This is a genomic window from Hymenobacter sp. FMD4 (genome assembly GCF_058932745.1).
In genome coordinates, this window is the sequence record NZ_JBZYWH010000004.1 from 279,609 (window position 1) to 302,886 (window position 23,278).

Annotated in this window: 19 protein-coding genes; 14 read left to right on the forward strand and 5 right to left on the reverse strand. The window is 58.8% G+C overall.

Annotation, left to right across the window (positions count from 1 at the left end):
- Nucleotides 1-129 precede the first annotated feature (129 nt).
- A complete protein-coding gene (locus tag AC5FXY_RS06565; protein WP_493555847.1) occupies nucleotides 130-552 on the reverse strand; it encodes a hypothetical protein in 423 nt (140 codons plus the stop codon).
- Nucleotides 553-614: 62 nt separating this feature from the next.
- Nucleotides 615-2,375, reverse strand: a complete 1,761-nt coding sequence (gene aspS, locus AC5FXY_RS06570; protein WP_493555848.1) for an aspartate--tRNA ligase — start codon at nucleotides 2,373-2,375, stop codon at nucleotides 615-617.
- Between the two features lie 242 nt (nucleotides 2,376-2,617).
- Between aspS and AC5FXY_RS06575 the strand changes: the two genes are divergently transcribed.
- The 4 genes from AC5FXY_RS06575 (at nucleotide 2,618) to AC5FXY_RS06590 (ending at nucleotide 7,600) form a co-directional block, all read left to right on the forward strand.
- Nucleotides 2,618-3,091 carry a T9SS type A sorting domain-containing protein gene (locus AC5FXY_RS06575; protein WP_493555849.1) on the forward strand — a complete coding sequence of 158 codons (474 nt, stop codon included), beginning with the start codon at nucleotides 2,618-2,620 and terminating at the stop codon, nucleotides 3,089-3,091.
- Nucleotides 3,092-3,277: 186 nt separating this feature from the next.
- Entirely contained in the window at nucleotides 3,278-3,829 is a 552-nt protein-coding gene (locus tag AC5FXY_RS06580; protein ID WP_493555850.1) for a hypothetical protein, read from the forward strand.
- Between the two features lie 367 nt (nucleotides 3,830-4,196).
- Complete coding sequence (locus tag AC5FXY_RS06585) at nucleotides 4,197-5,933, forward strand: DUF1800 domain-containing protein (RefSeq protein ID WP_493555851.1); 1,737 nt, start codon at nucleotides 4,197-4,199, stop codon at nucleotides 5,931-5,933.
- Between the two features lie 80 nt (nucleotides 5,934-6,013).
- The gene (locus tag AC5FXY_RS06590; protein WP_493555852.1) at nucleotides 6,014-7,600 is read left to right on the forward strand and encodes a DUF1501 domain-containing protein; all 1,587 of its coding nucleotides are present in this window, start codon (nucleotides 6,014-6,016) and stop codon (nucleotides 7,598-7,600) included.
- A gap of 187 nt (nucleotides 7,601-7,787) precedes the next feature.
- Here the strand turns inward: AC5FXY_RS06590 and AC5FXY_RS06595 are convergent, their stop codons facing one another.
- A complete protein-coding gene (locus AC5FXY_RS06595) occupies nucleotides 7,788-8,576 on the reverse strand; it encodes a LytR/AlgR family response regulator transcription factor (RefSeq protein WP_493555853.1) in 789 nt (262 codons plus the stop codon).
- Nucleotides 8,577-8,601: 25 nt separating this feature from the next.
- A complete protein-coding gene (locus tag AC5FXY_RS06600) occupies nucleotides 8,602-9,897 on the reverse strand; it encodes a sensor histidine kinase (RefSeq protein ID WP_493555854.1) in 1,296 nt (431 codons plus the stop codon).
- Nucleotides 9,898-10,279: 382 nt separating this feature from the next.
- Between AC5FXY_RS06600 and AC5FXY_RS06605 the strand changes: the two genes are divergently transcribed.
- The 6 genes from AC5FXY_RS06605 to AC5FXY_RS06630 all read left to right on the forward strand — a co-directional run bounded on the left by AC5FXY_RS06605 (nucleotide 10,280) and on the right by AC5FXY_RS06630 (nucleotide 18,990).
- Nucleotides 10,280-11,179, forward strand: a complete 900-nt coding sequence (locus AC5FXY_RS06605; protein WP_493555855.1) for an ABC transporter ATP-binding protein — start codon at nucleotides 10,280-10,282, stop codon at nucleotides 11,177-11,179.
- 115 nt (nucleotides 11,180-11,294) lie between these two features.
- Entirely contained in the window at nucleotides 11,295-14,921 is a 3,627-nt protein-coding gene (locus AC5FXY_RS06610; RefSeq protein ID WP_493555856.1) for an ABC transporter permease/M1 family aminopeptidase, read from the forward strand.
- A gap of 201 nt (nucleotides 14,922-15,122) precedes the next feature.
- Complete coding sequence (locus AC5FXY_RS06615) at nucleotides 15,123-15,572, forward strand: nucleoside deaminase (RefSeq protein ID WP_493555857.1); 450 nt, start codon at nucleotides 15,123-15,125, stop codon at nucleotides 15,570-15,572.
- 115 nt (nucleotides 15,573-15,687) lie between these two features.
- Nucleotides 15,688-16,302: a superoxide dismutase gene (locus tag AC5FXY_RS06620; RefSeq protein WP_493555858.1), complete on the forward strand. Its 615-nt coding sequence runs from the start codon at nucleotides 15,688-15,690 to the stop codon at nucleotides 16,300-16,302.
- A gap of 176 nt (nucleotides 16,303-16,478) precedes the next feature.
- Entirely contained in the window at nucleotides 16,479-17,762 is a 1,284-nt protein-coding gene (locus tag AC5FXY_RS06625; protein WP_493555859.1) for a nucleoside permease, read from the forward strand.
- A gap of 106 nt (nucleotides 17,763-17,868) precedes the next feature.
- On the forward strand, nucleotides 17,869-18,990 hold the full coding sequence (locus tag AC5FXY_RS06630; protein WP_493555860.1) for an AAA family ATPase: 1,122 nt from the start codon (nucleotides 17,869-17,871) through the stop codon (nucleotides 18,988-18,990).
- 180 nt (nucleotides 18,991-19,170) lie between these two features.
- Here AC5FXY_RS06630 and AC5FXY_RS06635 read toward each other — a convergent pair whose 3' ends face one another.
- Nucleotides 19,171-19,590 (reverse strand): nucleoside-diphosphate kinase, encoded by a 420-nt coding sequence (locus AC5FXY_RS06635; RefSeq protein WP_493555861.1) that lies wholly within the window; start codon nucleotides 19,588-19,590, stop codon nucleotides 19,171-19,173.
- A gap of 262 nt (nucleotides 19,591-19,852) precedes the next feature.
- On the opposite strand from AC5FXY_RS06635, the gene AC5FXY_RS06640 reads away from it, so the two are divergent.
- The 4 genes from AC5FXY_RS06640 (at nucleotide 19,853) to AC5FXY_RS06655 (ending at nucleotide 23,128) form a co-directional block, all read left to right on the forward strand.
- Nucleotides 19,853-20,884 carry a DHH family phosphoesterase gene (locus tag AC5FXY_RS06640; RefSeq protein WP_493555862.1) on the forward strand — a complete coding sequence of 344 codons (1,032 nt, stop codon included), beginning with the start codon at nucleotides 19,853-19,855 and terminating at the stop codon, nucleotides 20,882-20,884.
- Between the two features lie 134 nt (nucleotides 20,885-21,018).
- Nucleotides 21,019-22,041, forward strand: coding sequence for an FKBP-type peptidyl-prolyl cis-trans isomerase (locus tag AC5FXY_RS06645; protein ID WP_493555863.1), 1,023 nt, complete (start codon nucleotides 21,019-21,021; stop codon nucleotides 22,039-22,041).
- An 81-nt stretch (nucleotides 22,042-22,122) separates the two neighbouring features.
- A complete protein-coding gene (locus AC5FXY_RS06650) occupies nucleotides 22,123-22,671 on the forward strand; it encodes an FKBP-type peptidyl-prolyl cis-trans isomerase (protein ID WP_493555864.1) in 549 nt (182 codons plus the stop codon).
- Nucleotides 22,672-22,714: 43 nt separating this feature from the next.
- The gene (locus AC5FXY_RS06655) at nucleotides 22,715-23,128 is read left to right on the forward strand and encodes an FKBP-type peptidyl-prolyl cis-trans isomerase (RefSeq protein WP_493555865.1); all 414 of its coding nucleotides are present in this window, start codon (nucleotides 22,715-22,717) and stop codon (nucleotides 23,126-23,128) included.
- Nucleotides 23,129-23,278: the final 150 nt, after the last annotated feature.

Genomic DNA, 23,278 nt, shown 5'->3' on the forward strand with positions numbered 1-23,278 from the left:
AAAACGGGGCTGCCAGATCGTTATTAGCAACCCGCTCGGCAGCAGCACGCCACCACCAAACAACTTGTATGCCGCCCACCGGCGGTCGTAATACAGTTCATGCTGATACAAGGCAGATTCTTGCATAAGCTAATTAGGATATTTGCCGGCTCGGCGTAGCCAAATCAATAATTCGTTGCAACTGATATTTAAACCGCTAATACCTGCAAAGAAACGCCTATTTGCATTGCTAGGAAGGGAAATTTCCAATCGCCCAAATTGGGTTTCTCTTCCCTGTTGATAATGACGGTCAAACCGCACATCTACATCCTCCCATCGTTGCCAGCCAAGTTCTTTTGTCCAGACCCAGTCGGCTGTCAGGCGTAACAAAACGTCCTGCTCCTGTAACCGCAAACGCCCCTGCTGCGCGATTAACGCCCCAACAAGCACGATAACTACCCCGATTATCCAAGCATCGTCAAGCAATGCATAAATAATTCCCCCGCCTATTACGCACAGACCAAGAGCCACAAAGAACCAAGGCTGAGATTGGTCATACCGCACTTCACGCATAAGAAAAGCCTTGCCATTTTATCATAATGGCAAGGCTTTCAAAAATACGCATCAGTTGGACATTACTTCCCCACTTCTACCTTCGTATCGATGCTCAGCTCCTTAAGCTGAGCCGGCGAAATCTCCGCCGGCGAATCAATCATCACATCCCGGCCGGAGTTGTTTTTAGGGAAGGCGATGAAGTCGCGGATGGTGTCGGCGCCGCCGAAAAGCGAGCAGAGGCGGTCGAAGCCGAAGGCAATGCCGCCGTGGGGCGGAGCGCCGTACTCGAAGGCATCGAGCAGGAAGCCGAACTGCGCTTTAGCCTCCTCGTCGGAGAAACCAAGCAGCTTGAACATGCTGGCCTGCACCGCCCGGTCGTGGATACGAATGGAGCCGCCACCAATTTCAACGCCGTTGATTACCAAATCGTAAGCATTGGCGCGGACTTCACCGGGTTTGGTCTCAAGCAGCGGAATGTCCTCGGGTTTGGGCGAGGTGAAGGGGTGGTGCATGGCAAAGTAGCGGCCCTCTTCTTCGTTGAACTCCAGCAGCGGGAAATCCACTACCCACAGCGGGCGGAAATCTTCCTTGTTGCACAAGCCGAGGCGCTGGCCCATTTCGAGGCGCAGCTCGTTAAGGGCCTTGCGGGTCTTGTCAGCGGGGCCAGCCAGGATGAGCAGCAAGTCACCGGGATTGGCATTGAACGCGGCTTTCCACTGCTGCAGCACTTCCTGCGAGTAGAACTTGTCAACCGATGATTTGACGTTGCCATCGGGCTCCACTCGGGCGTACACTAGGCCGGTGGCGCCTACCTGGGGACGTTTTACGAACTCGGTTAGCTCGTCGAGCTGCTTGCGGGTGAACGAGGCCTGGCCGGCAGCATTGATGCCCACCACTAGCTCGGCATTGTCAAACACGGGGAAGCCTTGGCCCTGAGCCACAGCGTTAAGCTCCACAAACTGCATGGCGAAGCGCGTGTCGGGCTTATCGGAGCCGTAGAGGCGCATGGCATCGGCGTAGGTCATGCGCGGGAACTCGCCCGGGTCGAAGCCTTTCACCTGCTGGAACATCTCGCGCGTCATACCCTCGAAGGTGCGCAGGATGTCTTCCTGCTCCACAAAGGCCATTTCGCAGTCGATCTGCGTGAACTCGGGCTGGCGGTCGGCGCGCAGGTCTTCGTCGCGGAAGCACTTCACGATCTGGAAGTAGCGGTCGAAACCCGACACCATCAGCAACTGCTTAAACGTCTGGGGCGACTGTGGCAGGGCGTAAAACTGGCCGGGGTTCATGCGCGAGGGCACCACAAAGTCGCGGGCACCTTCAGGTGTGCTCTTGATGAGCACCGGCGTCTCGACTTCCAGGAAGCCCTGGCCATCCAGGTAGCGGCGCACCGACTGGGCAAGCCGGTGGCGCAGCTCCAGGTTGCGGCGCACCACGCCGCGGCGCAGGTCGAGGTAGCGGTACTTCATGCGCAGGTCATCGCCGCCGTCGGTTTCGTCTTCGATAAGGAAGGGCGGCAGCTTGGCGGGGTTCAGCACTTCGAGCTTCTCTACCCGAATTTCCACGTCGCCAGTGGGCAGCTTGTCGTTTTTGGAGTAGCGTTCGGCCACGCGACCGGTGACGCACAGCACGTACTCGCGGCCGAGCTGGCGGGCCTGCTCGCGCACTTCCTCGGCTTCCACGCCTTCCTCAAACACCAGCTGCGTAAGGCCGTACCGGTCGCGCAGATCGAGGTAGAGCACGGCGCCGATGTCGCGGGTGCGCTGCACCCAGCCGCACAGGGTAACGGTTTGGCCAACATTGGCGTGGCGAAGTTCGCCGCAGGTATGGGTTCGGAGCATAGTCGGAAACGGTAAGCCCGCCGCGAAGGGCAGGCAATAAGGCGGCGTTTGGCCACCGCCAGACAAGTCAAAATTTGGAGCCGGCAAAGATAGGATAAGCCATCGGGCCAACGAACACGTAGAATGGGCTTCGTAAATTTGGCCCGGAATGTGCAAAGGGCGCTTCACCTCCCTGCTTTTCGCTTTAAATCAGCTTTATCCCACGCTTTCCCGAACCACCGTCCGGGCATACTTCTTTTCTCATGAAACGCTCCGCTCTGCTGCTCGCCGCCACTGTTCTGTTGTCCGTTTCGGCTGCTCAGGCCCAAACCACGATCAAGACCAAAACCAAGTCGGAAACTACCGGCACTGAAATCAAGACCAAGACCACTACGGCTGAGCCGCTGGTGCTCGATGGCGCCGTGAAGCGCGTGGAAACCTTATCGGGCATCGATATCTTTCCGAAGCCCAACTCCAACACCGTGCTGCTAAGCTTCACGCAGCAGTTCACCAAGCCCGGCACGCTCACCGTCACCAACTACAAAAAGGCTGTGGTGTACTCGCAGGCGCTGGACCCAGCCACCCACACCGGCGCGCCGGTAGATCTGGGCCGCGTACCGGCCGGCACCTACCTTGTGGAAGCCAAAATCGACAACTACCTGTATTGGAAGAAGGTGAACATCAAGTATCCTTCGGCGCCGGTGAGCAGCACCAAGAAGAAAAGAGGCCGCCGCTAATTTGCTTCCTGCCTAACGCTGGAGCGTCATGCTTAGCTACGCCGACCCGTTGGTTCGCCTGTGCTCAGCATGACGTTCTTTCTTTCCATGGAGCTCCTTTAACCGTTTCGGCACGACTGAAATTTTCCCGCAGCCGACTGCGTTACTTTGCTGCCGATGTATACCATGAACGTTTTTCTTCCCCGATTGCTCCGCCCCGTTCTGTGGGTACTTCCTTTGCTGCTGCTTGTCGCTTTTGTGGCTCCCAAGCTGAGGAAGGTACAGATTGCTAAAAATCTATCGGTGAGCGTACCCGAGGACTTTCAGCCGCTGCCCGACGACGCCATTGCGGTCAAATACCCTGCTCCGCGCAAGCCGTTGGCCGTGTTCAGCAACCCAGCTGGGCGCATCGACTTTAGCGTGGCGAGCAAGCAAACCACCTTCAACGACCGCGACTACGCGCTGCTGCTCAAGGTATACGAGTCGAACCTGCAGCGGACCTATTCCAAGGTGGAATTCATCAGTAAGGATATCCGCACCATCAACAAGCGAGATTTTGTGGTTTTGGAATTCGTCTCAACGCTGTCGGACAATCGCCGTGGCCGCGAGATGATGGCTCCGCTTAAGCGCTATCAACTGATGCAGTACGCCATTGACAAGGACCAGCTGTACGTATTTCACTTCAACTGCTCAGTGGAAGAGCAGCGCCAATACCAGCCGGTGGCGCAGGAGGTGATGCAAAGCATTCAATTTAAGTAACAGATCAGAGGCTCGGCCAGTCCGAATATTTTCTTAGTACAATCCATCTTCGTGCAAGCCCCTGCTGATTAGCAGGGGCTTTTTTGGCTTCTACCAGTCGCTTGACAGCAACAATAGCTGCACATTCAGCTAGTTGATCAATCCATCGAGGGCGCAAAGAGCTTCGGACGTGCCCAATAAAAAGAGGGCCCTTTTTTGCTAAAATTCAAATTTAACCATATTTTAACATGCAATTGACAGTACGACTAGTTTCGACTTCATCCTTAAATGATTTCTTCTCTTAGAGTCATCGGCTGGGCTGTGGTAAGTACTAGTGCAATTCCCTCTTTTAGGACCTAGCCCTTTCGTCCACCACAACCCAAGGCCTATGAACCGCAGAGCTTTCCTCCGCAAGCCAGCTACTGTTCTTACTGCACCCGTGGCGGCCGTGCCTGAGCGTCCTGACGCAGGGGGTGGCGACCCGCCGGGCGGCGAAACTGTCAGCAGATTCGCCAATACCAGCCTTCCAACGGCGCCCCGTACACAAGCTGGCCTAGCGCCCTATACCGGGGCCTGGGGTTATGCACAGGCGGCGCATCTGTTGCGCCGCACCACTTTTGGGCCTACTCGCGCCGAGATAAACACCGCCGCTGGCCAAACCCTAACGCAGGTAATGGACCGCCTACTGACGGCCCCCGCCGCGCCAGCGCCGCCCGTCAATGGCTTTGCCAATGACACTAGTGTACCCGTGGGCGGGCAATGGGTAACGGCTCCGTTCAACAACGATTTTGAATACTGGCGCATGCGGAGCCTGCGGGCTTGGTGGGCCGGCCAGATGTTGCAGAGTACCTCCTTGGTGGAGCAGATGACGCTTTTCTGGCACAATCACTTCGTGGTCGAGTTCAGCGACATCCACGAGGGCCGGTACAGCTATAGCTACCTGGCCCTGCTGCGCCGGCACGCGCTCGGCAACATCAAGCAGTTGGCCAAGGACATCACTGTGGAGCCCGCCATGCTGCGCTACCTCAACGGCAACCAAAACCGTGTGGGGGCACCCAATGAAAACTACGCCCGCGAGCTACTGGAGCTGTTTACGGTAGGCAAAGGACCGCTCATCGGGCCGGGCAACTATACCACCTATACCGAAGCCGACGTACAGGCCGCGGCCAAGGTCCTGACCGGCTGGCAGGACTCGGGCGCCAACATCAACGGTTACTTCACGGCCTCGCGCCACGACACCACCACCAAGCAGTTCAGCAGCGCCTTTGCCAACCAGACCATCAGCAACCAGGGCGACCAGGAGTATAAGGCGCTGATCGATATGATCTTCAACGAGCTGGAGACGGCCGTATTCCTTGTGCGCAAGCTCTACCGCTGGTTTGTGTACTACGTCATCGACACGACTGCGGAGCAGAACGTGATTCAGCCGCTGGCCGCGCAGCTCAAGCAAAACGGCTATAACCTGGCGCCAGTGTTGCGTACGCTGCTCAGCAGCGAGCATTTCTTCGACGCAGTGAGCATGGGCTGCATGATCAAGAGCCCCATTGAGCTGGTGCTCGGCACGGCCCGTCAGCTGCCCATTGCCTTTCCGCCGGCCTCCAATGTGCTGGCTCAGTATGGCATCTGGCATTGGCTGGTAGACCGGGCCTCAATCCAGCAACAACAGCTCGGCGACCCGCCCAACGTGGCTGGCTGGCCGGCTTATTGGCAGACTCCGCAGTACTACCAGATGTGGATCAACGCGGTGACCATGCCGCGGCGCAACCAGTTTACCGACCAGCTCGTGAGCCAAAACGGCTACACGGCATCTTTCCCGGGCGGCAACTACACCATCAAGATTGATATGGTGGACTGGGCCCTGGGCCTGCCGACTGCCACCGCTGCCGACTGCAACCTGCTGATTGCGGAGCTGAGCAAGCTGCTGCTACCCTTTTCGCTGACGGCCAATCAGCTGGCCTTTCTCAATGACACGCTCCTGCCCGGGCTGCCCGATTTTGAATGGACCGTGGAGTGGCAGGCTTACCTGGCGGCGCCCACCGTGACGGCCAAGCGTAACGCCGTGGAAAGCAAGCTCCGCGCCCTGGTACGCCAGGTAATGGGCTTGGCCGAATACCAACTTAGCTAAGTGAGTGAATGACTGAAAGCGGCCCAGCACGGCGGCTTTGGCAAACATCCATTCATCCATTCATTTACTCCTTCAGCCTCATGAAACGCAGACATTTTCTCCAAACCACGGCCGCCGTTACGGTGCTTCCAACGCTGATGGGCGGCATGCCCGTGGGGGCCTACGGCTTTTCGCCCGAGCTGTTTGATATTACGGGTGGCGCCACCCAAACCGATAAAGTACTGGTGCTGATTCAGCTAAACGGCGGCAACGACGGGCTGAACACCATTATTCCTCTCGATCAGTACTCTGCCCTGATGGCCGCCCGCGCCAACATTGCCATTCCGCAAAGTCAGGTGCTCACGCTACGCCCTACCACGGGCATCCATCCGGCCATGGCCGGCATCAAAAACCTCTTCGACGACGGCAAAATTGGCATTGTGCAGAGCGTGGGCTACCCCAATGCCAATGGCTCGCACTTCCGCTCTACCGACATCTGGACCTCCGGCTCCGATTCGAACGTGACCGTCACCTCGGGCTGGGCCGGCCGTTACCTCGACGGCGAGTACCCAAGCTTCCCCACCGGCTACCCCAATGCCCAGGCGCCCGATCCGCTGGCTATTAGCATTGGTTCGGTGGTGAGCAACTGCGTGCAGGGCCCCACGGTGAATATGGGCATGGCCATTGCCAGCACGGCATCATTTTATCAGCTGCTGAGCGGCGGCGTAGACACAGCCCCCAATACCCCCGCCGGCCACGAACTCACCTTTATCCGGCGCGTGGTACAGCAGACGCAAGTGTACCTCACAGCCATTCAACAGGCAGCTGGCCGGGCCCAAAACCTTTCGCCGCTGTACCCCACGGCTGGCCAGAACACCCTCGCCGATCAGCTCAAAATAGTGGCCCAGTTGGTGGCCGGCGGCTTGCAAACGCGCATTTACGTCTGCAACCTGGGCGGCTTCGACACGCACGTAAACCAAGTACCGGCCACGGGTAGCACCACCACCGGCAACCACGCTGCGCTGCTGGGCAAGATATCGGTGGCCATCGAGGCATTTCAAGACGATTTGCGCCGCCTGAATGTGCAGGACCGCGTGGTGGGCATGACGTTTTCGGAGTTTGGGCGCCGAATCAAGGCCAACTCGGGCAAGGGTACCGACCACGGTGCAGCCGCGCCGCTTATTGTGTTTGGCACCAGCGTAAACCCCATCATCCACGGCAACAACCCGACGCTGCCCGCCAATGCCGGCGTAAACGACAACGTGCCGATGCAGTTTGACTTCCGGGCTATTTACGCCAGTATTCTGAAAGACTGGTTTCGGGTGCCGCAAGCCACGCTTAATGCGCTACTGCCCTCCGCTACCGGGCAGTTTCCGTACGTGCCCATCATCCGGCCGAGCGTGGTGAACGGCAGCTCCTCGGCGGCGAACCTAGAGGTGGCGCATTTCAGTGTGTACCCCAATCCGGCACGTGAGCGGGCCACGGTAGAATTTGAGTGCGAAGGCGGCCACGTGCAGGTATTGTTGCTCGATGCCGTGGGCCGCGAGGTGCGCCGTGTGGCGGACCGTGCGTTGCCTCGCGGCAAGCGCCAGCTCCCTCTTGACTTAGCAGGCTTGCCAGCAGGCCTCTATCACTGCCACGTACATGAAGGCCAGCGTGTAAGTTCGCGCACCTTATCCGTGCAATAGCCGATCCAGCCTTTTAACGCCAAAGTCCTCAAGGCCTGCGTAAGCTTTGAGGACTTTGACGTTGGGGTATCAGACAATTAGGGGTTATCCCGCGCTTGGCCTGCGTTAAGGGTGAAAGACAGCTACGCATCAGAGCCCCACCCACGAAAGGCAACAAAAGCAGTTGCCAACGAGTCCTGCTTGGCCGTTACAGTTGGTTATAAGCCCGGATCAGCGCCATGAACCCTTCGCGATAAGCATCACCCACCGGCAGCAGGCGGCCGACAATCTGCACCTTGCTGCGCTCCACGTGCTCTATGCGGTTCAGGGCCACGATGTAGGATTTATGAATACGGGCGAAGCGCTGCGGCGGCAGCACCTCCTCCACCCGGCGGAACGATTGTAGCGTGAGGATCTTACCGATTTTGCCGTTTTCCAGCGTGTAGATCATCAGATAGTCCTTCATGCCTTCGATATAAAGGATGTCGTCGAAGGCGACGCGCTGCAGGCGGTGCTCGTTTTTAACGAACATGGCATCGGGCGCTACAGCGGGCATGGGGTGCTCGGGCGCGGCCGACGGTGTGGCGGCTGGGGCAGCTGGCTCGGGCGCCACGCTCTGGTGGAGGCGGTTGGCAGCCTGCACAAAGCGCTGGAAGCTAATGGGCTTCATGAGGTAATCGGCCACGCCCAGTTCGTAGCCCTGCACGGCGTACTGGTCGTAGGCGGTGGTGAGCACCACTCGGGTACCGCGGCCGGGCGGCAGAATTTGGGCCAGCTGGATGCCCGTGAGGCCGGGCATCTCAATGTCGAGAAAGACCACATCGACGGGCGTACTCTGCAAGAAGGCCAGGGCAGACATGGCATCGTGAAACGTACCGACAAGCTGCAAAAACGGTAGTTGCGTGCAGTAGCGCTGCACCACAGCCGTGGCCAGCGGCTCATCATCGACGGCAATGCAGGTAAGGACGCGGGAAGGCAGAGCTGGGGGCAGGTCCATGGCGGCGAAGATTACAACGGGAAAGCTAGGCAGTGGCTAAGGCCGGGGCAGCAACTGGCGCAGCAGCAGGTACTGCGGCTGGTGCCAAAGTCAGCGTGACGCAATATTCGTCAGCGGTTTCATCAATGCGCAGGCCGTGGCGGAGTGGGTAGAGCAGCGCCAGGCGCCGCCGCAGATTGGCCAACCCTACCCCACCGGGCTGGGCCGGGCCGGGGCGCGGGGCACGGCGGCGGTTACGCACCTGAAACACCAACTGCCCCTGGGCTAAGCGCAGGTGCAGTTGCGCCACATGGGGGCGGGCGGCAAGGTCGCCGTGCTTGAACACGTTTTCCACCAGCGGCAGCAGCAGCATAGGCGCCAGCATGTATGGGACCATCTCGTTTACCTCCACTTCAAAATACAGACACTCTGGGCCGGCCCCGGGCAAGCGTAGCTGCTGCAAGCTCAGAAAATGACGCAGGTGCTCCACTTCCTTGTGCAGCGGTACGGCCTCGGTGTTGGATTCGTAGAGCTGATAACGCATAAGGGCAGCCAGCTGCAGCACGGCGTTGGCGGCGGGCGCTTCGGGGTCCTGCTCGCTGGCCAGCGAGTAGATGTTGTTGAGCGTGTTGAAAAGAAAGTGCGGGTTGATTTGGGCTTTTAGCAACGACAACTCCGCTGCGAGGTGCTGCTTTTCCAAGTCCTGGCGCTGGCGCTCGGCTTCGCGGCGGCGGCGCTGTTCGTTTTGATGGTCGTTGCCGAGGCGTAGGTAAATGCCCAGCAGCATGATCAGCAGGGCAGCCGGTACGATGTTGGCGCCGGTGGTGCGGCCCCGTTCGGGCAGGTCCGCCTCTGCGTCGGTTTTCCCTTCATTGTAGCCGGCGCGCAGGCCTGCCATAAACTGGTCGATGGGCGAGTCGCCCGCTACTTCCTTTTGCTGCTGTACCAGCACTTCCGAGTCGGCGGGCCCAAAATGCACCAGCCCCAGCAGGGCATTGGTAGTCATGCGCACGATGCCGGTGAGACTGACGGCTAGCAGAATTACGAGCAGAAAGCGCACCGGCCGCTGCCGCCGCTGGTGGTCGGGCACGATGACCAGCCAGGTGATGTAGAATAGCCCCGCGTAGGTAGCTGCCGTAAGCAGCAGATCGGCAACCATCAACGGCCACGACCAGCCCACGGGCCCATCCATCAGACGCCGCAGCATCAGCCGCAGAAAATTGGTACCCAACAGCAGTGCCCACAGCAGCGCGTGAATGCCCATGGGCACGGCTGAAGGCGCCGCCGGCCGGGCCCACCAGGTAGCCAGCGACAAAGAGCTACGCTTCAGAAAGTCAGACATAAACTGCACCAGTAAAAGCAGCGGCGGTCATTTAGACAATCCGCCAACCCACGAAAATACTATTCCTCGGCGAGCTGGTGCCGGCCCAATCGACCACCACCACGTTCTACCGCCCCAATAGCCCCCGGCCGGGTCCCAACTCCCTGAGTAGCGGCCTCGCTACGAGTCGCTGGCTACGCGGCACCCAAATGGGCGTTGCCGGGTTTGCCGGTGCCGTTGGTAGAAAATCCGGCCGTTGCGCCGGCCGGATTTATAGGTTTGTTTGCCTTCCCGGCTCAGCGCTTCGCTTGCACAAAATCAGGCATTTGAGTCACGGATCCACGGCAAACCTTATCTTCTCCTTGCTTCTCAACGCTTCCTTAACCTTAACGCTTTTTCGCCCATGGAACTGGTCATCGAACACCTTTCCAAAACTTATCCCAACGGTACTAAAGCTCTCAACGACGTGTCGTTGCGGATCGAGCCGGGGATGTTTGGCCTGCTCGGCCCCAACGGTGCCGGCAAATCCAGCCTGATGCGCACCATTTCCACGCTGCAGGAGGCTGACTCAGGCTCCATTCAGCTGGGCGACATCGACGTGCTGCGCCAGCCGGAGCGGGTGCGGCAGGTGCTGGGCTACCTGCCTCAAGAGTTTGGCGTGTACCCCAAGGTGACGGCGGCCGAGCTACTCGAGCACTTCGCAGTGCTGAAGGGCATAGCTAATAAGAGCGAGCGGCGGCAGGTGGTGGATGCGCTCTTGCACCAGACCAACCTCTACAACGTGCGCAACAAGAACCTGGGCGGCTACTCCGGCGGCATGAAGCAGCGCTTCGGCATTGCGCAGGCCCTGCTCGGCAACCCACGCCTCATCATTGTTGACGAGCCCACCGCGGGCCTGGACCCGACGGAGCGCAACCGCTTTCACAACCTGCTGGCCGAAATCGGCGAGGACCGCATCGTGATTCTGTCCACGCACATCGTGTCCGACGTGTCGGACCTGTGCCGCCAGTTTGCCATCATCAACAAGGGCCAGGTGCTTTATACCGGCGACCCGGTGCAGGCCATCGAGGAGATGCGCGGGCAGATCTGGCGCCGCACTATTCGCAAGGAGGAGCTAAGCACCTACCAGCAGCAGTTCTCGGTGATTTCCTCGCGCCTGTTTGCCGGCCAAACCATCATTCACGTGCACAGCATCGCGCAGCCCGGCAACGGGTTCGAAGGCGTGGAGCCCACCTTGGAAGACGTGTATTTCGCCCGCATTCACGCGGCTGAGCAGGTGGCAGCTAACGCGGTAAAAGCATAGAAAACGCTTCATGTTGACCTTATCGAAGCATCTCTACTGATAGCAACCCCTATCGCGTGACCAAAGCGGTAGAGATATTTCGACAAGCTCAGCAGGACGCCCAATATTGGTTGTCATGTTTCTTGAGATTTTTCTTTTTGAGCTGCGTTACCGGCTGAAGCGGCCCGCAACGTACATCTACTTTGTGCTGTTGGCCCTGATGGCCTTCCTGCTCATGATTGCGCTGGGCGGGGCCTTTGGTGGCGGCATCATCATCGGCGACGCGGCCGGCGGCAAGGTGCTGGCCAACTCGCCGTACCAGATCAACTGGCTGCTAATGGTGCTGAGCATGTTTGGGGTGTTTATTACCTCGGCCATCATGGGCACGCCCGTCTTCCGCGACTTTGAGCACCGCACGCATTCACTGTATTACACCGCGCCCATCAGCAAAATTGGCTACCTGGGCGGGCGCTTTCTGGGCTCATTCCTGATTTTGTTGCTGGTGTTTGTAGGTGCCGGCGTGGGCGCCTGGCTGGGCACCCTGTGGCCCTCGCTCGATGCTGATAAGATCGGCCCGAACCACTTGGCGGCTTACGTGCAGCCATACCTTACCCTGATCATCCCAAACCTGCTGCTCACGGGCGCCATTTTCTTCACGGCCGCCACGCTCACCCGCTCGGCGCTGGCCGTTTACCTGGGCGGCATTGGCTTCTTCGTGCTGTATTTCATCAGCCAGAGCCTGCAGCAAGACATCGACAACGACACCGTGCAATACTTGCTCGATCCGCTGGGCGGCGGCGCGGTGTACCTCACGCAGCGCTACTGGACGGTGGCCGAGCGCAACACCATGCTGATGCCCTGGAGCGAGTACGTCATAATCAACCGCCTGCTGTGGGGCGGCATCGGTTTGGCGGTGCTGGCTGCTTGCTACTTTGTCTTCCGGTTCTCCTTCGCCAATAAGGCTGACTCTGGCCCGCGGCCGAAGGCTGGGGCGCTGGGCGTGGCTGAGGTGCCGAAGGGTGGCCTGCCGGTGGTGCAGCCGCGCTTCACGGCCGGTCTGGCCTGGGCACAGTTTGGGCGCCTGCTGCGGCTGGAGTTCCTGAGCATCGTACGCAGCGTGTATTTCATCGGCATTGCCGGCTCCGGTATGCTGTTCCTGATTATATCGGGTATGCAGGTGGGCAAGATGTTCGGCACCAATACCTTCCCGGTTACGCCGGTAGTAGTACAGGTGCTGGGCGGTTCGTTTAGCCTGTTCATGCTGATCATCATCACGTTCTACGCCGGCGAACTGGTGTGGCGCGAGCGGGATGCCCGCGTCAACCAGATCTACGATGCCATGCCGATGCCGAGCTGGGTGCCTTTCGCGGCCAAACTGGGTGCTTTGATGCTGATTCAGGTGGTGCTGCTGCTGGTGGTGCTGGTGTGCGGCTTGTTGCTTCAGACGTTCAAAGGGTACTTCAACTACGAGCTGGACGTGTACGTCAAGCAGCTCTTTGGCTTCCGCCTCATTGACTTCTGGCTGATGTGCGTGCTGGCCATGCTGGTGCAGGTACTGACGAACAACAAGTACATGGGCCACTTCGTGATGGTGCTGTACTACGCCTTCAACATCTTCAAAGGCCAGTTGGGCCTGGAGCACAACCTGTACTCCTTCAACTCGGACCCCGGGGTGCGGTATTCGGCCATGAACGGCTTTGGGCATTTCATCTGGCCGTACTTCACCTTCAAGCTGTACTGGGCGGCCTTCGCCATTCTGCTCGCCCTGGCCAGCTCGCTGCTGTGGCCACGCGGCACCGAAACGCGCTTTTCCTGGCGCTGGACGCAGGCCAAGAACAGCTTCTCCCCTGCCCTGCGCGTGCTTGCCGGGGTGGCGCTGCTGGTGTTTGCCGGCGTGGGCGCTTACATCTACTACAACACCAACGTACTGAACCGCTACCGTACCTCCGATGAAAACGAGGAGCTGATGGCTCAGTACGAAAAGGAATTCAAGCGCTACGAGAAGCGCCCGCAGCCGCGCATTGTGGCCGTGCAGGTAGATGCTGACCTGTTCCCCGAAGACCGCGACGTATTCCTGCGCGGCTCCTACTGGCTGCTCAACCGCACCCCGCAGGCCATCGACTCGGTGCACCTGGTGGGCGGCACCGAGGCTGAGGTGAAAAAGCTGGAACTGGGCCGGCCGGCCAAGGAAGTGCTGCACAAGCAAATCGGCGAAATCGATTACCGCATCGTGCGCCTGCAGCAGCCGCTGCAGCCCGGCGACTCGGTGCAGCTGCTCTTCGACCTGGCGTACACCAATCCCGGCTTCCGCAACAGTGGCTCCAATACCGACATCGTCTACAACGGTACCTTCATCAACTCGGAGCTGCTGCCACACATCGGTTACCAGCCCGGCATCGAGCTTAGCTCCGACGACGTGCGCAAGGAGCAGGGCCTGAAGGCCAAGCCGCGCATGGCTTCGGTAAACGACTCATCCGCCCGCATGAACACTTACCTCGGCAACGACGCCGACTGGGTGCGCTTCGAGACGACGGTGAGCACCACACCGGATCAGATTGCTATTGCGCCCGGCTACCTGCAGAAGGAATGGACCAAGGACGGCCGCCGCTACTTCCATTACAAGATGGACGCGCCCATTCTCAACTTCTACTCCTTTCTCTCGGCGCGCTACGCCGTGTACAAGGATAAGTGGAAGGACATTCCGATTGAGATTTACTACCAGCCCGGCCACGAGTACAACCTCAAGCGCATGGCTACGGGCGTGAAAAAAGGCCTGGAGTACTACACCGCCAACTTTGGCCCGTACCAGCACCGGCAAGTGCGCATCTTGGAATTCCCGGGCTACCAAAGCTTTGCCCAGGCCTTCCCAAACACGATTCCGTTCTCGGAAAGCATTGGTTTCGTGGCCGACGTGGACTCTACCGACCCCAAGGACATCGACTACCCGCTCTATGTGACGGCCCACGAAGTAGCGCACCAGTGGTTTGCGCACCAGATCATCGGTGGCAACGTGCAGGGTGGCACCCTGATGTCGGAAACGCTAAGCCAGTACGGCGCCATGATGGTAATGAAGCACATCTACGGCGAGGAGAAGATGAAGAAGTTCCTCAAGTACGAGCTGAACTCTTACCTCTCCGGCCGCACCGCCGAGCGCAAGAAGGAAGTGCCGCTGTACCTGGTGGAAAACCAGCCCTACATCCACTACCGTAAGGGCTCCTTGGTGATGTACGCGCTGCAGGATTACCTGGGCGAGGCCACCGTAAACGCGGCCATCAAGGAATATCGCGACAAGGTGGCTTACCAGCGTGCCCCGTTCACCAACTCGGTGGAGTTCCTGAGCTACATCCGCAAGCACACGCCCGATTCCATGCAGTACGTGGTAACGGACTTGTTTGAGAAGATTACGCTCTACGAAAACAAGGTGGACTCGGCCTCATACCGCAAGCTACCCAACGGTCAGTACCGCGTGCAGTTCACGGTGAACACCAAGAAGCTGTACGCCGACTCTCTGGGCAACGAAACGCAGGATATGAAGTCCCGCGACCTGATTGATGTGGCCGTTATCAGCCGCAAAAAAGGCAAGAACGGCGAGTACCTGGATGTACCCATGGTGCTGCAGAAGCGCCGCCTCACACCGGGCCAGAACCGTATCGAATTCACCGTGCCCGACAAGCCTGACCGCGTCGGTATCGACCCCTTCAACAAGCTCGTCGACCGCAACCCCGACGACAACGTGAAGGCGCCGGAAGTGAAGAAGGTCTAATAAAGACCATTCTTTTAAAAGCCCACTGCTGACTTTAGCAGTGGGCTTTTTTGTTTTCAAACTTGAAGTCCGCTGAGTTCGGCATCCTGATGAACGTAGCAAAAGCTGGCTGCGGCAGACAAGCCTGGCAACTCAGTCTGCCGAAGGATTCAAGGGGCAGCCGCTGCTATGGTTTTTTCCTTCCCCATACTTTTGCTCCCGATGCCAATTACTTCCCAAGACGAACGTCTCATGCGCCAGGCTCTGCGCGAAGCCGAGCTAGCCTACGCACAGGGCGAAATTCCCATCGGAGCCGTGGTAGCCTTCACCGCTACGGGCCAGATTATCGGCCGCGGCCACAACCAAACCGAGCAGCTACGCGACGTGACAGCCCACGCCGAAATGCTAGCCCTGACGGCCGCGGCCAACTTTATCGGCAACAAATACCTACACGGCTGCACCCTGTACGTGACCGTGGAGCCCTGCGTAATGTGCGCCGGGGCTACGGCCTGGGCCCAGGTGCCACGTGTAGTTTATGGTGCCCCGGAGCCCAAAGTAGGCTACTCGCGCCACGGGCAGTTGCTGCACCCGCGCTGTGCGGTGGTCACCGGGGTGCTGGCCGAGGAATCCTCAACTTTAATGCAGCGCTTCTTTGCTGCCAAGCGGAAATAAGTACTTTTGGCCGCCTCCGTACCAGTACGTAACCCGCGACTGGTTTCGACGGTTATACTCCACCACCCAGCTTACGCATACCAACTAATCCCCAAAACCCTCACAACGAATAGCTATGGCTTTTGAACTGCCCCAGTTGCCCTACGCCAACGATGCTTTGGAGCCCCACATCGACGCCAAGACGATGGAAATCCACCACACCAAGCACCACCAGGCGTACGTTACCAACCTGAACAATGCCATCCAGGGTACGGACATGGAAAACCAGTCCCTGGAGGAAATCATGCATAACATTGCCAAGGCTCCGGCAGCGGTGCGCAACAACGGCGGTGGCCACTGGAACCACTCACTGTTCTGGACCATCCTGTCGCCCAACGGCGGCGGCGAGCCTAACGGCCCCATCGCCGAGGCCATCCAGAAGTCGTTCGGCGGCTACGACAAGTTCAAGGAAGAATTCGCCAAGGCCGCTACCACGCGCTTCGGCTCGGGCTGGGCTTGGCTCTGCAAAATGACCGACGGCAACCTACAGATCTGCTCCACGCCCAACCAGGACAACCCGCTGATGCCCGACTCCGGCTGCAAAGGCATTCCGGTGCTGGGCCTCGACGTGTGGGAGCACGCCTACTACCTGAACTACCAGAACCGCCGCCCCGACTACATTCAGGCGTTCTACAACGTGATTAACTGGGACGAGGTAAACCGCCGCTACCAGGAGGCTACACCCGCCTAGTGACTGGCCTGCCCGGTGCAGGCAATAAAATAGTCATTCGCACAAAAAGCCCTGCACGTAACCGTGCGGGGCTTTTTAGTTGTCAGCAGGGCAGTTGTAAGTGGCCATTTGTCAAGGCGGAAAACTTGTATCTTTATGGTCTTAATCATTCCCAATTCCCTCCCAACTACACCCGCATGAGTACTAAGCTGCGTCTTACCATCCTGAGCTTTCTCCAGTTTTTTATCTGGGGCTCGTGGCTGATAACCATCGGGGCGTACTGGTTCCAAACCAAGGAATGGTCGGGAGCCCAGTTTGGAGCCATCTTCTCGACCATGGGCATTGCGTCCATCTTCATGCCCTCGCTGATGGGCATTGTGGCCGATAAGTGGGTGAATGCGGAAAAGCTCTACGGCGCATTGCACATCCTCGGCGGCATCGTGCTCTTTACCGTGCCGCTGGTTACCGACCCGGGCACCATGTTCTGGGTGATGCTACTGAACATGATATTCTACATGCCCACGCTGGCTCTGTCCATTGCGGTGTCGTACTCGGTGCTCAAGCGCGAAGGACTCGACGTGGTGAAGGATTACCCGCCCATCCGGGTATGGGGCACTATTGGCTTCATCGTGGCTATGTGGACAGTCAGCCTGCTGGGCTTCGAGAAGTCGGCCAATCAGTTCTACATCGCCGCCGGCGCCGCCATTCTGCTGGGTGTTTACTCCTTTACGCTGCCCAAGTGCCCGCCTACGGCCAAAGACACGCCCAGCCGCTCCCTGGTCGACGTGCTGGGTCTGAAGTCCTTTGCCCTGCTGCGCGACACGAAAATGCTGACCTTCTTTCTGTTCGCCATGCTGCTGGGCGCGGCCCTGCAGCTCACCAACGCCTACGGGGACACCTTCTTACACGATTTCGACCAGAACCCAGCTTATCAGGATACTTTGGCGGTGAAGTATCCGGCCATCATCATGTCCATCTCGCAGATTTCCGAGACGCTGTTCATTTTGGCCATTCCCTTCTTCCTGCGCCGCTTCGGCATCAAGCAGGTGATGTTCTTCAGCATGATTGCCTGGGTGCTCCGCTTCGGCCTGTTCGCATTCGGTAACCCCGCCGACGGGCTGTGGATGATCATCCTCTCCTGCATCGTGTACGGCATGGCTTTCGATTTCTTCAACATCTCTGGCTCGTTGTTCGTCGAAACCCAAACCGCCCCGTCCATTCGCGCCAGCGCCCAGGGTTTGTTTATGATGATGACCAACGGTTTCGGCGCAGTACTGGGTAGCTTGGTGAGCGGCGTCGTTATCGAGCAGTATTTTACCAACGCTGACAACACCAAAGACTGGCCCAGCATCTGGCTAGCCTTTGCGGGCTACTCACTGGCCATTGCTGTGCTGTTTGTCGTGCTGTTCAAGCACAAGCACAACCCGCAGGAGGTAATAGACACGCACCCCGAGCCGCTGCTGTCGGCCGAACAAGCCTAAGCACCAAGACCCACTCTCTTTTCCTACGCCGCGCTGCTGGCCCTGCTGACGCAAAAACGTCGAGGCCGGTGGCGCGGTGGCTTTTTTCCGCTTTCCTTTAGCATATATGACCTTGCCTCTACCCCACTCCCCGGCGCCAGCAGCGTCCCCGGTGGATTTATCGGCGACGTTCGATAAATCATACTACTTCATCCCCGTCGCGTGGTTTTATCAGCACTACAGCGAGCGGCCCCGTAAAACCATGTACCAGTTGTCGAGCCCCGAGGCTCGGCAACTCGTGCTCAATGCCTTGGCTGAGACCATCGACCTGGAAGCCGCGACCGTGGCCCACGCGGTGTACATGGAGAAGGTAGGTCAGGAGCCCGAACTCAGCTTGTACGCGCTCAACCTGGCTCCGCACCTATTGCTGGTCTTTCACGACAACGGCGTGTACCACGACCGCGGCGCGCATCTGTTTTACTCACCCCAAGCCGAACCCGCGGCCTTACGCCGCGTGCAGGAACTGCTGGCTGCGCACCTTGAAACCGGCACCCAAGAGCGCCAGCGCTTACACGTGCTACGTCTCGACTCCAAAGACCTGGAGTTTATGCCGCTGGATATCAAAATTCCGGCCCTGGACCTCGCCACGCATTACAATGACGACCTGCTGCCCGTGCACGAGACCATTGTGCAGCGCCTGCAGCAGCCTCAGGACAAGGGGATTGTGATTTTGCACGGACCGCCCGGCACTGGCAAGACCAGCTACATCCGCCACCTGTGCGGCCTCACCGACAAGCCCAAGCTGTTCATCCCGCCCAACCTGGCGGCGCGCATTGCTGATCCGGAGTTTATCAACCTGCTGCACGACAACACCAATTCCATTCTCATCATCGAGGATGCCGAATCCCTGCTGATGAAGCGCGACGCCGGCAGCGGCGGCTCCAGCGCGGTGAGCAACCTGCTGAACCTTTCCGACGGCCTGCTCGCCGACTGCTTCCACATTCAGATTGTGTGCACCTTCAATACCGATCTGTCGCGCATTGATAGTGCATTATTGCGCAAAGGCCGGCTGATTGCGGCCTACCACTTCCAGCCATTGGCGCAGGAAAAAGCCCAAGCCCTGGCCACGAAGCTAGGGCAGCAAACGCCGCTTGCTTCGGCTACGGCTTTGGCTGATATTTACAACCACGAGGCTCCCGCTTTCGACGTATCGGCAGGCCAGGCACGCATCGGTTTTGGTGGACGATAACAGCTCGTCGGTACATAACCAGTATAAAACTGGTCTAAAAACAGTATACACAAAAAGGGCCCCGCTACATATAGCGGGGCCCTTTTTGTGATAATTAAGCAGAGAGAGAAGCCGGTGAACCTTCATCTTCACTCCAGAGAGTGAAATCAGGGCCGCACTTCTGACTTCTATTATCTAAGACTAAAACTGCTCGTCGTTGCCGAAGAAGAAGTTGCCTTCAATCTGCGCGTTTTCGTCGGAGTCAGAACCGTGCACGGCGTTGGCTTCGATGCTCTTAGCGTACTTCTTGCGGATGGTGCCTTCAGCCGCTTGGGCGGGGTTGGTAGCGCCGATCAGCTCGCGGAAAGCGGCTACGGCGTTGTCCTTCTCCAGGATGGCCGCCACGATGGGGCCCGACGACATGTACTTCACCAGGTCACCGTAGAAGGGGCGCTCCTTGTGTACTTCATAGAACTGACCGGCGCGCTCGGGCGTCAGCAGGACTTTCTTCAGCGCGACGATGCGGAAGCCGCCTTTTTCGATGTCGGCGAGGATAGCACCCGTGTTGCCATCTTGCACGGCGTCGGGCTTAATCATGGTGAAAGTGCGGTTCGTTGCCATGTCGTCAGGAATAATAAGGAGCCGGAGCGGCTACAGAAGAGTTGGGTTTGAGGCCGCAAAAGTAGGGGAATAAGTATTGCGGTTACAACTTGGTCCAAATCAAGCGGCTGCTACTCCCCTCCCGACGCCCTTACTATTTCACTTCCTCCGAACCGAAACGACGCCCCTAAATGTTGGACGGAGAACAACTTTGCGAATCATTCCCGAAATTTGCCCCTTGCGGTTTGTAAAAAACGCAAAGTCAGTCACCTAACCGCCGACAATGCACGAAGTCACGGCGCTGAAAGAGCTCCTGCGGGAGCCGCGGCACATTTTCATTACTACCCACCACAAACCCGACGCCGACGCCCTCGGCTCGTCGCTGGGCCTGGCGGGTTACCTGCGCAAAAAAGGTCACCACGTGACGGTGGTCACGCCCTCCGATTACCCGGATTTCCTCAGCTGGATGCCCGGCAACGAAGATGTAGTGGTATTCGAACCCGGCCGCAACGACCGGCAGGTGCGCGAAATCATCGGTACGGCCGAGGTTCTGTTCTGCCTCGACTTCTCCTCTCTGGGCCGCATCAACGAGTTGGGCGAGTACGTGCGCCAGGCGCCGGGCACCAAAGTGCTCGTCGACCACCACGAGCAGCCGGAGCCCTTTGCCGACATTGCCTTCTCCTTTCCCAAGGCTGCTGCTACGGCGGAGCTGGTGTTTGAGTTGATCCGCGACATGGGCGACCAAGCCCTGATCGACCCGGCCATCGGGGAATGCCTGTACGCGGGCATCATGACGGACACCGGTTCGTTCCGCCACCCCAGCACTTCGCGCAACGTGCACCTGATCATTGCCGAGCTGCTCGACGCGGGCATCAACCTGTCGGCCGTGCACCGCCGCATATACGACTCGCACTCTGAGGAACGCCTGCGTTTCCTGGGCTTTGTGCTGAAGGATAAGCTGACGGTGCTGCGCGAGTACAACACCGCGTTTATCGCCATTACAGCCGACGAGCTGCGCCAGTACAACTCCAAAACCGGCGACACCGAAGGCTTGGTAAACTTTGCGCTCAGCATCGAAGGCATCGTGTTTGCCGCCATTCTCATCGACCGGGTACAAGCCGTGAAGATTTCCTTCCGCTCGGTGGGTGATTTTTCGGTCAGTGAGTTTTCGCGCCGTCACTTCAACGGCGGAGGCCACCACAATGCCGCCGGCGGCATCAGCTACGAGCCGCTGGGGCCCACCGTGCAGAAGTTTCTGAGCCTGCTTCCCGAATACCAAGCCCAGCTGGTAACCGCGCCGCTGGCTACTCCTTAGATCTTAGCAAGAGAACTGCGAGGTGAGCCGCAAGCAGTTCAAGCCAACGCTTAGTCGCTGATTTCTTGTAGCCCACGTCGCTCGTCTACCCAACACCGCTACCTTTAGCCGCATTTTCTCCCTTTTTCTACTTCATGCTCCGCAATTCCCTTCTTCTGTGGCCGGCCGCTCTGGTGGTAGGCGCCCTCGGGCTGAATGCCTGCAACAAGGCTGACGCCAACTTTGCCAAGACCAAGTCGGGCATCGAATACAAAGTCTTCAAGAACGAAGGCGGCAAATTCTCCAGCCGTGACATCAAGTCCGAAACGGCCGAGGCAGATTACAAAAAGCGCCTTGGGCAGATTATCGCGCTGCACGTAGAATACCGCACGGCCAAGGACTCGGTGCTGTTCCAGTCGCGCAAGCAGCAGATGGGCTTCCCTGTACGCGTGCCCCTGCAAGACGTAGTGCGCAAAGGCGGCCTGGAAGAAGCTATTTCACTGCTGCAAGCCGGTGACTCGGGCGTGTTCCGCTTCAATGCCGACTCGCTCTCCATCAAGACGACTGGCCAGCCTGCTCCGCCCCAGATCAAGAAGCACGGCAACACGATGACGCTCTACGTGAAAGTAGACGCCATCCAGGACCAAGCTGCCGCTCAGGCTGCTCAGCAGGCCGACCAGCAGGCTGCCATGGCCAAGATGAAGCAGCACGAAGACACCCAGAAGCCCAAGGATGACAAGATCATCCAGGACTACGTGCAGAAAAACAACCTGAAAGCTCAGAAAACCGCTTCGGGTATCTACTACGTGGTAACGCAGCCCGGCACCGGTGCTAAGCCGACTACGGGCCAGACGGTAGCCGTAAACTACCGTGGCACGCTGCTCAATGGCAAAGAGTTTGACTCTTCGGCCAAGGGCAACGGCGGCAAGCCGATTGAATTCCCGCTGGGCGTGGGCGCCGTAATTCCCGGTTGGGACGAAGGTATTGCCCTGCTCAACAAAGGCTCCAAAGCCACCCTGCTGATTCCCTCGGGCCTGGCCTACGGGCAGCGCGGCGCCGGTGCTGATATTCAGGCCGACGAAGTTCTGCGCTTCGACGTGGAATTGGTAGACATCAAGGCTGCTCCGGCTCCGCAACCGGGCATGATGCCGGGCGGTGGTGCCCCGGCTGGCCGCTAAACCTACTGAGTAATGCAACCCGCCGGCGGGCGGCCGGCTCCTATAGCTGGCCGCCCGCCGTTTTTTTTCATCTTTGTATCTATGCGTCACTTGCTTACTTCCCTCCCCGCCCGCCGTCTGCTGTGGGCCCTGTTACCCTTACTGCTGGCCCTAGGCGCCTGCAGTAGCTCCCAGACCGAATACCAGAAGCAGCTGGAGAAACGCATCGAGGAACAAAAACCCATCGATGACGCCACTATCCAAGGCTATCTGCAGGCCAACAACATCACCAACTACACCCGCACCAACTCGGGCCTGTACATCGTGTACCGTGCACCGAAGAAAACCGACGGTGCCCAGCCACTGCGCGGTGGCCGGGTAAAAGCGAAATACACCGGACGCTTTATTAGCAACGGACTACGCTTTGATTCTTCGGTAGACAACGGCGACCCTTGCGGCTGCACTACCTTCACTGTAGGCGGTGTCATTGAGGGTTGGAATGAAGCGTTGGTTGACCACATGCGCAAAGGCGACCAAGTTCTGCTGTTGATTCCTTCACACTTAGCTTACGGTGCCCAGGGCTTCCCCCCAAGTATCCCCTCCTTCACGCCCCTCATGTTCGACCTGGAGTTAGTCGACGTGCTCCCCTAAGCAACATATGTGGCACTGCTTTTTCTTGTTGAGCTTACTGGTCATGTTCGCCAGCCAGGCAGCGGCACAAGCCCGGCTAGCTGCGCAGGCAGCTGATACGCTGCGCACGCCCAACGGGGTAAAGTACGTGTTGCGCCAACCGGGCCAGGGCAAAACGCCTGGTCCCAAGGGCTTGGTGCGGGTGCATTACACAGGCTTTTTGCCCAACGGCCTCTATTTTGACTCTTCCGCTACCGATGGCCACCCGTTGCGGGTCCGGCTGGGCCGCGGCGAGGTCATTCCGGGCTGGGAAGAGCTGCTGCCGCTGCTGCCGGAAGGCACGCGGGTGTGGGCCCGCATTCCGGCTCCGCTCGCCTACGGCGCTAAGGGCGCCCGCGACCCCGACGACGACCGTCACTACCGGGTGCCGCCCAACACGGACTTGGTTTTTGAGCTCGAAATTGTGCGCGTAAACTAACCAACCGGCCGAAGCCCTAACTTACAGGGGCTTCGGCCGGTTTCTGTTGGGGCCCTGCCCTTGCCAAGCACCTAGAGTTTCGGCATCCGTTTGAAAAAGCCCCCTGCCTGGGCGTAACTTCGGATTTCGAACCCCGCCCGTATTCCGCCT